This window comes from Deinococcus sp. (genome assembly GCF_018260405.1).
Lineage (GTDB): Bacteria > Deinococcota > Deinococci > Deinococcales > Deinococcaceae > Deinococcus.
Map to the genome: position 1 here is coordinate 5,492 of NZ_JAGLBG010000075.1, position 7,476 is coordinate 12,967.

Genomic DNA, 7,476 nt, shown 5'->3' on the forward strand with positions numbered 1-7,476 from the left:
GTGGCAATGCGCGGGCGCTGGTGCTGTAAAGCGCTGTGCCTGCAAAGAGACAAAAAACCCCGCGCTAGGCGGGGCTTTACCAGGTTGCTCCTTGGAGCCGAGGGTCAGAGTCGAACTGACGACCTACTGATTACGAATCAGTTGCTCTACCACTGAGCTACATCGGCCGACTCACGCGGCAACGCGCACGGATAAAAATACGGGATTAGTCGGGCCTTGTCAAACTTTGCCAAGCTGCTTGCGTACCGCTCCGGCCAGATACAGGCTGCCTGCCACTAGTAGCGTTCCATGGGGCGGGGTCAAGGCGAGGGCCTGCGCGAGGGCCTCATGCGGGTCGTTTACCGGCTGCCCGCCGTACTGCCCGGCCAGTTCTCCTGGCGGAGTCGCCAGTTCGCCCGGAGCGGTGAACACTCGCAGTGAGGCGACTTCCAACAGCGGCGCGAGGGTGGCCCCGGTGTCCTTGCGGGCCAGATTGCCGAACAGCAGTACGTCGGCACGCGGCACAGCTTTGGCCAGGGCGTGGGCCGCGTGTGGATTGTGCGCCCCATCGACCAGCACCACCTTGTCGCCGACCTCGAAGTGTTCCAGGCGGGCTGGGTTGGTGGCGCTCAGGGCGGCTTCTATCCCACCTTCATAGCCCAGCGTTCGCAGGGTCGCCACCGCCAGCGCCGCGTTCTGCTGCTGGTGTGGGCCATTCAGCGCCGGGGGATGGGGCAGGGCGAACAGTTCCGTGTGAGTCTGCGGCGTGAACAGCGGCGCTCCGGTATCTGCCGCGACCTGCCGCACGACTTCCAGTGCCTCTCCGGTCGCAGTGGTCAGCAGCGGCACGCCTGGGCGGGCGGCCCGGGCCTTGTCGCGGGCGATGTCAGCCAGGGCAGGGCCGAGCGCGGCTACGTGGTCAAAGTCGGCATTGGTCAGGGCCACCGCCACCACGTTGTCCAGCGCCTGGGTCGCGTCCGAGACGCCGCCGACGCCCGCTTCCATCACCGCCAGTTTCACGCCCACTTCGGCAAAGACCTGACAGGCCAGGGCCAGCGCCAGGTCAAAGAAAGCCCCGTCGGGGGTGTGCGCTTTGGCCCAGACCACGAACTGGGCGGTGAGCTGCGGCGTAATTTCCTGGCCGTTTACCCGAATGCGTTCCTCGAAGGCGTGCAGGTGCGGACTGGTGAAACGGCCCACGCCTACGCCCGCTGCCAGCAGCCCCGCTTCCAGCATGGCGCAGGTGCTGCCCTTGCCATTGGTGCCGACCACCCGGACGCTCTGAAAGTCCGCATCGGGTCTGCCAAGGCTGCCTAGCAGCGCCCGCGCCGCCTGTGGCCCCCGCTCGCGTCCGGCCCGGGTGCGCGAGTAGAGCCAATCGTAATCGGGCACAGTGTGGTCAGACATGAAGCCCGATGATAGATGATGGGCGGTACGGGGCAAGTGTGGCGCGTGGGGGGCTGGTATTACTGGCGCTTGCGGGGGCGTTGGCCTGCTGGCCGAGCCGTTGAGCGCAACGTGACCACGAGGAAAGCCAGCAGGTCATTAGGCGCAGTGGTGAATTCCAGACTATCTGTGCCCGGCGACTCCGGCAGCAAACTGGAATCACCGGGCGACTGGACGAATCTTCAGCTATAGGTGCAGCGGGTTATTACGCCGTGCAGCGCGGGAGAAATGAACCAACCAAATCGGACAGTTCCGGCACGCGAGTCCGGCTTTTCCTACAAGCCACAGGCCACACGCCGTAAGCCTCACTGTTGCGGCATCGTCAGCTTCAGCGCCGCCTCGTGCAGCATTCGCGCCCCGGTTTCCAGGCTCAGCTCGTCCAGCGTAAAACGGGGGTGGTGGTGCGGCCACCGGCTGTCGGCCTCGTCGCTGCCACTGCCGACATTGAAGTACGCGCCGGGAGCTTTTTCTAGGTAGGCGCTGAAATCCTCGCCGCCCATCGTCGGTGTGGACACCATGAAATGCTCCTCGCCGACCTCAGCCAGGGCAATTTCGCGCAGCTGCTCGGCCACCCAGTCGGTATTGATCAGGGGACGGTAACCGAATTCGTACTTCAGTTCGTAAGTCGCGCCGTGAGCGTCGCAGATGCCCTTGATGACGCGCTCGATGAGCCTGGGGGCCTTCTGGCGTAGTGCGGGGTCGAAGGTTCGCACCGTGCCCATCAGCTCGGCGGTATCGGGAATCACGTTGTGGGTGGTGCCTGCCTGGAACTTGGCAATGGTCACGACCAGCGCGTCCTGCGCTCCCACATGGCGGCTGACCACGTGCTGCAAGTTGGTAATGACCTGCGCCCCGATGGCGATAGGGTCGATAGCCTCTTCGGGGTGAGCGCCGTGGCCGCCCTTGCCCCTAATTTTCAGCTCCAGCATGTCAGGCGAGGCCATAAACGCGCCGGGCTTGACCGCCACCATGCCCGCCGGAAGCTGACTGTTGAGGTGCAGGCCCGTGACCACGTCTACGCCGTCCATCAGCGAGGTCTGGGTGACCAGTTCCTCGGCTCCACCAGGGCCAAACTCCTCGGCGTGCTGAAAAATCATGCGAACTTCACCGGGCACATCTTCAGGGTGGTCGCTCAGCATTTTGGCCGTACCTAGCAAAATAGCGGTGTGGCCGTCGTGTCCACAGGCGTGCATGACCCCCTCATTTTTGGACTTGAACTCGAAGTCGTTTTCCTCGGTAACCGGCAGCGCGTCGATGTCGGCCCGCAGCAGCACGGTGCGGCCTGGCTTGCCACCCTTGAGTACGGCCAGCACGCTGGTGGCGGTGGGACGGGTGACGGTCAGCCCCGGTATTTTCTTTAGCTCGGCTTCAATGTACCCCGCCGTCTCATGCTCCTCGAAGCTCAGTTCGGGGTGCTGGTGCAGGTGCCGACGCCACGCTACGAGTTGTTCACGCAGGTTGGCGGCCCGTTCCTTGGTTGCTGTCATAGAAATGAGTCTAGCGCCAGGAAAACAAAACGGTTGAGGCGCATCCCACCGCAATTGGTCATCTGGGGTGCCAGACTCCAGTGCCGGACAACTTGATTTTTTCGCCGTACCCCCTGGCAAAAGCTTGCTCTGAGCGGCGATCTCGTCTAGGACGGGGAAGGCGTTGAGCATAGCTGCTGCTCTCTAGCACTGGCTAGCGGTCAGAAGACAATACGGTAGACACAGCGTTCTCTTAAGCGTCATCCGAGGGGTGCGCGATGGTCTTTTTGTGTTCCAGACGTTCTTAGGCCCAAGTTGTCGGGTACTGAATCGCATTGCCTTTTGGCTCCTGGGGCGGCCGGAGATTAAATTGCCCCGTACCTAGAGCAGTTCTCCGAATGATGGGCACGTCGGAACAACACCGCCGCCCCCTTCATTCTGCGTCCTGCTCTTTCTTTCACTCGTTCCACTTGGCAAAAGGAGGGTCAAAAGAGCACCATCTTTTTGCAAACCGCCTTTTTGCAAAATGCTCTAACTCAGCAACTTTTCTGGCCGTTGGCGCGTAATAGAAGCTGTGAAGACAATCCGTACCCGCCCCATTCAGAAGACCCGCACCATCGACGCCGGAAAACAGCCGCAAAAAGGCGGTCTGAGCCTCAGCAAAATTATGTTCTACGCGCCGATGGCACTGGAAGTCCTGAACCTCATTCGCCAGAGCCAGAAGAAAAGACAGGGCAAGTTCTACAAGGCCCGAAAGCGCGACAAGGCGTTCGACTTCGTGCTGGATCAGGCCAACCGGCGCCTGCGAGGTAAAAAGACGCACAAACGCGGCTGGTTCTGAAGTCAAGCCAGATAATGCTGGGTAGAGGGGGCATCATGACGCAGCTCTGCCCAACGAGAAGGCAAAAAGGAGCCGCTGGTGGATGTGGACTCAGCTGCCCCGCAGAGCCGATTCGGGCGCCTTCCTCCGATACGCGGAACGGTCACCGGTACGGACTGCCGACTCAATCCGGTTAGCTCAGATTCAATCTGGGCGGAGGCGAGAAGGAAAAATACAACTTTCGCGGTGTGGCGGTACAGAGGCGGCACCTTCTTGATCAGAGAGGCGCAGTGGCTGGGGCTACAGGCGGACGCCAGAGGCGCTGGCCTGTTTTGGTTCTGGCCTGTTTTGGTTAAAGTGGCCGCATGTCCCCCCAAGCAGCCGCCCCCCGGCCCGAGGCCAGTTTCCGCGAACGTGTTCTGGCACTGGTGGCCCAGATTCCCGAGGGCCGGGTGATGACTTACGGGCAGTTGGCGCTGCTATCGGGCCATCCCGGCGCGGCGCGGCAGGCGGGCTTCGTGCTCAATTCGTGGGTGGGCGGGCCGGGCAAAGGCGAACCGGAACTGCCCTGGCAGCGGGTCATCAACGCCCAGGGACGGGTCAGTACTCACAAGGCGGGCTTCGGCGACCTTCAGGAAAATCTGCTGCGGGCCGAGGGCATACACTTCGACGACTCGGGCCGCTGCGACCTAAGCAGGCTGCAATGGTGGCCCGAAGAAAGGGACGCGTCTGCGCCCAGCCTGTTCTGAGACCTGTTTCAGGCACCGGGCAAACTGTCCACCCGGTAAGTCGTATTCTGTAAAGCATGACGAGCGGACGTAACAATCATTGGACAAGCGGCAATGCCCAACCGTGGCTTTTGGGTGTGACAGTGGGCCTGATTCTCGGCCTGATCCTGTTGATTGCAATTCCTAAGTCGCTGGGCGGCGGCTCGGCGGCAGCTGACACGGCGGCGGCGAGCACGATGGGGGCAGCGAGCGCAACGGCAGCAGGCAGTGGTGCGCCCGCCACGGGGGCCTCGACCAGCAGCGGGGATGCGGCGGCTACCGCTCCCGGCACGGCCTCTGCGGGTGGGGCCGCTGGAGCCGCCGCGAGTACGGGCGATAACTCTGCGGCGGCAGGCAGCACCACAGCAACCGGTGCCACGGCAGGCAGCCAGGCGTCTACAACTGACGCTGCCACCACCGGCGCCGCACCCACTGCGGGTGGAGCCGGTGACGCCGCCGCTGGAAAAGCCAAATTTGCCGAAGCCACCTGCGCGGGCTGCCACGGCGCGAATGCCGAGGGCGCGGTCGGCCCGGCCCTCAAAGTCACCAAAGACTGGACTGAGGAGCAGTTCGCCGCCGCCATACGTGAAGGCCACGCTCCCGAAAAGACCCTCAGCAACCTGATGCCCCGCTTCACCACCACGCAGGTCACCGACGCCGACCTCGCCAACCTCCACGCTTACTTCAAGACTCTGAATTAGCAATAGTTTGGATTAACAATAGTTTGGACGGTTTTAAACTCCTGCCCTGCAAAGTGCGCGGTAGAACAAAGTTTTTAGCTCCCCCCTCCCTGCGGGGAACTGGTACAGCTCGCACCGCGAGAGGTTGCAACTCGCACTGCGCCGAGCGGGGGGGGTAACGTACAAACGAGATCGCCGCTCAGCTAGAGCTTTTTGCCAGGGGGTACGGCGAAAAAATCAAGTTGTCCGGCACTGGATTTCTCGGCCCTCCATTAGCTCAGAAGACGGCATCAACCAAGTACAACGTTCTGCTGAGGGTTGTGGCTTTCTTTTCGCAAAATACTCTAACTTCGGTGTCGTTAACCGCGTCATCAATAAAGCCCCCGGCCTGGGCTGGCCTCCTCCGTCGCGGGGAGGCTTTTGCTTAGGCCCTACTGCGCCAGATGGCGCATGTGGCGCAGAAATGAACGCGCAACAATGGGCGGGTTTGCAGGAGGTCGCTATGTATGAGGTCGCTATGTATGAGGTCACTATGCAGGAGATTCAAGATACGGAAGACGGAGACAGACGCAGGCCCCACATTCACAGGTAGGGAGGAGGATTTTCCCGCCTGGACGGAGTAAAACCAGATGAACGGGAAGCACATCACAAAATTAGGATTTGAAAGCAGGGAAATCGGTCTGGCGCTGGCTGCCGCGGCTAAGCGCGAAGGCGCCGGAGCAGGGCGGCAGGACATTCTGAGCGAACTGAAGACGGTGCAGGCCTGCCCAGCCGAGTACGCGGCGGGCGGAGTCTATGCCGAACTGGCGGCGCTGCTCTTGCAAAAGCAGGCCAGCGCGGAAGCCGGGCGTGGCGTGGCCCTGCGCGGTGAACCACTGCCCTACGGCATCTGGGGCGGCGACCTGATCGAACCTGGGGCGCGGGCCCAGATGGACGTGGCGATGCGCCTCCCTATTGCCCGCACTGGGGCGCTGATGCCGGACGCCCATGTGGGGTACGGCCTGCCCATCGGCGGCGTGCTGGCGACCGAGGGCGCGGTCATTCCGTATGGGGTCGGCGTAGATATCGGCTGCTCGATGATGCTCAGCGTGTTGCCTATGGTTCCTGGCTCTCTGAGCACTGAAGAAGCAAAGGCGCTGCTGCTGAAGCACACCCGGTTCGGCGCGGGCGTGGGATTTGATAAGCGCGAACGCGAGGATCACGAGGTGCTGCACGACGCGGCCTGGCAGGCTCAGAACCTGCTGCGCCACCTGCACGATAAGGCCGTGAACCAGATAGGCAGCAGCGGCAGCGGCAACCACTTCGTCGAATTCGGCACCATCAGGCTGCCTCAGCCCGACGTGGGTCTGGAAGCCGGGGAATATCTGGCGGTGCTGTCTCATAGCGGGTCACGCGGTTTTGGGGCGCAGGTCGCGGGGCACTTTACGAGCGTCGCGCAGAAGCTGCACCCCCGCCTCGACCCCGCTGCCCAGAAACTCGCCTGGCTGCCCATAGACAGTGAGGAAGGTCAGGCCTACTGGCAGGCCATGACGCTGGCCGGGCACTACGCCCTCGCCAACCACGAACAGATTCACGCCCGCCTGGCCCGCGCTCTGAAGGTCACGCCGCTGGCTCAGACCCGCAACAGCCATAACCTCGCCTGGAAACAGCAGGTCAGCGGCCAGGAACTGATCGTGCACCGCAAGGGCGCGACCCCCGCCGAAGCCGGGCAGCTGGGCCTGATTCCGGGCAGCATGGCCGACCCCGGCTATCTGGTGCGCGGGCGCGGCCACCCAGACGCCCTGGCGAGTGCCAGTCACGGCGCGGGGCGTCAGCTGGGACGCAAGGCCGCCGGACGCACCCTGGTGAAAAAGGACGTGCAGGCGTACCTGAAGCGTGAGGGCGTGACCCTGATCGGTGGCGGCATAGACGAGGAGACGAGGCTCCGCAGGCCTACAAGCGCATAGGTGACGTTCTGACCCGCCAGAGTGATCTCATTGACGTGATCGCCGAATTCCGCCCGCGCGTGGTGAGGATGGACACCGGGAGCGAGGACGGGTAGGACGGCGTCCCAGGGTGTTCGGGGTGGTATCTGTTCCGATTGAATCCAAAACGGCCCGGTTCAATTGGCCGTCTGTACTAGACCCCTTAAACTGTCCTCCCTGCGACTTTCGTAGGAGGTCTGTTAAAGTTAGCCTTTCCCCAGTTGCTCGATCAGGGCCACGCCGAAGGCCACGCCCCGGGCAAAGTGCTCGCGCAGAATGTTCTCGTTGGGCGCGTGAACCCGACCCGCGTGGTTGCCGATGCCCGCCGCCACACACGGCACCCCCAGCGCCTGG

Annotated in this window: 5 protein-coding genes, 1 tRNA gene and 1 pseudogene; 4 read left to right on the top strand and 3 right to left on the bottom strand. The window is 62.9% G+C overall.

Going from position 1 to position 7,476, the window contains the following annotated elements; translation table 11 throughout:
• Positions 1-92: 92 nt before the first annotated feature.
• The 3 genes from QZ269_RS09775 to QZ269_RS09785 all read right to left on the bottom strand — a co-directional run bounded on the left by QZ269_RS09775 (position 93) and on the right by QZ269_RS09785 (position 2,912).
• A tRNA-Thr gene (locus QZ269_RS09775) sits at positions 93-167 on the bottom strand.
• 52 nt (positions 168-219) lie between these two features.
• Entirely contained in the window at positions 220-1,386 is a 1,167-nt protein-coding gene (locus QZ269_RS09780) for a bifunctional folylpolyglutamate synthase/dihydrofolate synthase (RefSeq protein WP_291426526.1), read from the bottom strand.
• 344 nt (positions 1,387-1,730) lie between these two features.
• Entirely contained in the window at positions 1,731-2,912 is a 1,182-nt protein-coding gene (locus QZ269_RS09785) for a M20 family metallopeptidase (protein WP_291426527.1), read from the bottom strand.
• A gap of 553 nt (positions 2,913-3,465) precedes the next feature.
• Here QZ269_RS09785 and QZ269_RS09790 point away from each other — a divergent pair.
• The 4 genes and pseudogenes from QZ269_RS09790 to QZ269_RS09805 all read left to right on the top strand — a co-directional run bounded on the left by QZ269_RS09790 (position 3,466) and on the right by QZ269_RS09805 (position 7,199).
• The gene (locus QZ269_RS09790; RefSeq protein WP_291426528.1) at positions 3,466-3,732 is read left to right on the top strand and encodes a hypothetical protein; all 267 of its coding nucleotides are present in this window, start codon (positions 3,466-3,468) and stop codon (positions 3,730-3,732) included.
• Positions 3,733-4,076: 344 nt separating this feature from the next.
• Positions 4,077-4,460, top strand: a complete 384-nt coding sequence (locus QZ269_RS09795; RefSeq protein ID WP_291426529.1) for an MGMT family protein — start codon at positions 4,077-4,079, stop codon at positions 4,458-4,460.
• 56 nt (positions 4,461-4,516) lie between these two features.
• Positions 4,517-5,179, top strand: a complete 663-nt coding sequence (locus tag QZ269_RS09800; protein ID WP_291426530.1) for a cytochrome c — start codon at positions 4,517-4,519, stop codon at positions 5,177-5,179.
• 608 nt (positions 5,180-5,787) lie between these two features.
• Positions 5,788-7,199 (top strand): annotated as a pseudogene (locus QZ269_RS09805) (RtcB family protein).
• The last annotated feature ends 277 nt before the right edge of the window (positions 7,200-7,476 follow it).

Coding starts and splice junctions, on each gene's coding strand:
- QZ269_RS09780 (WP_291426526.1), bottom strand. CDS start 1,386: ATGTCTGACCACACTGTGCCCGATTACGATTGGCTCTACTCGCGCACC.
- QZ269_RS09785 (WP_291426527.1), bottom strand. CDS start 2,912: ATGACAGCAACCAAGGAACGGGCCGCCAACCTGCGTGAACAACTCGTA.
- QZ269_RS09795 (WP_291426529.1), top strand. CDS start 4,077: ATGTCCCCCCAAGCAGCCGCCCCCCGGCCCGAGGCCAGTTTCCGCGAA.
- QZ269_RS09800 (WP_291426530.1), top strand. CDS start 4,517: ATGACGAGCGGACGTAACAATCATTGGACAAGCGGCAATGCCCAACCG.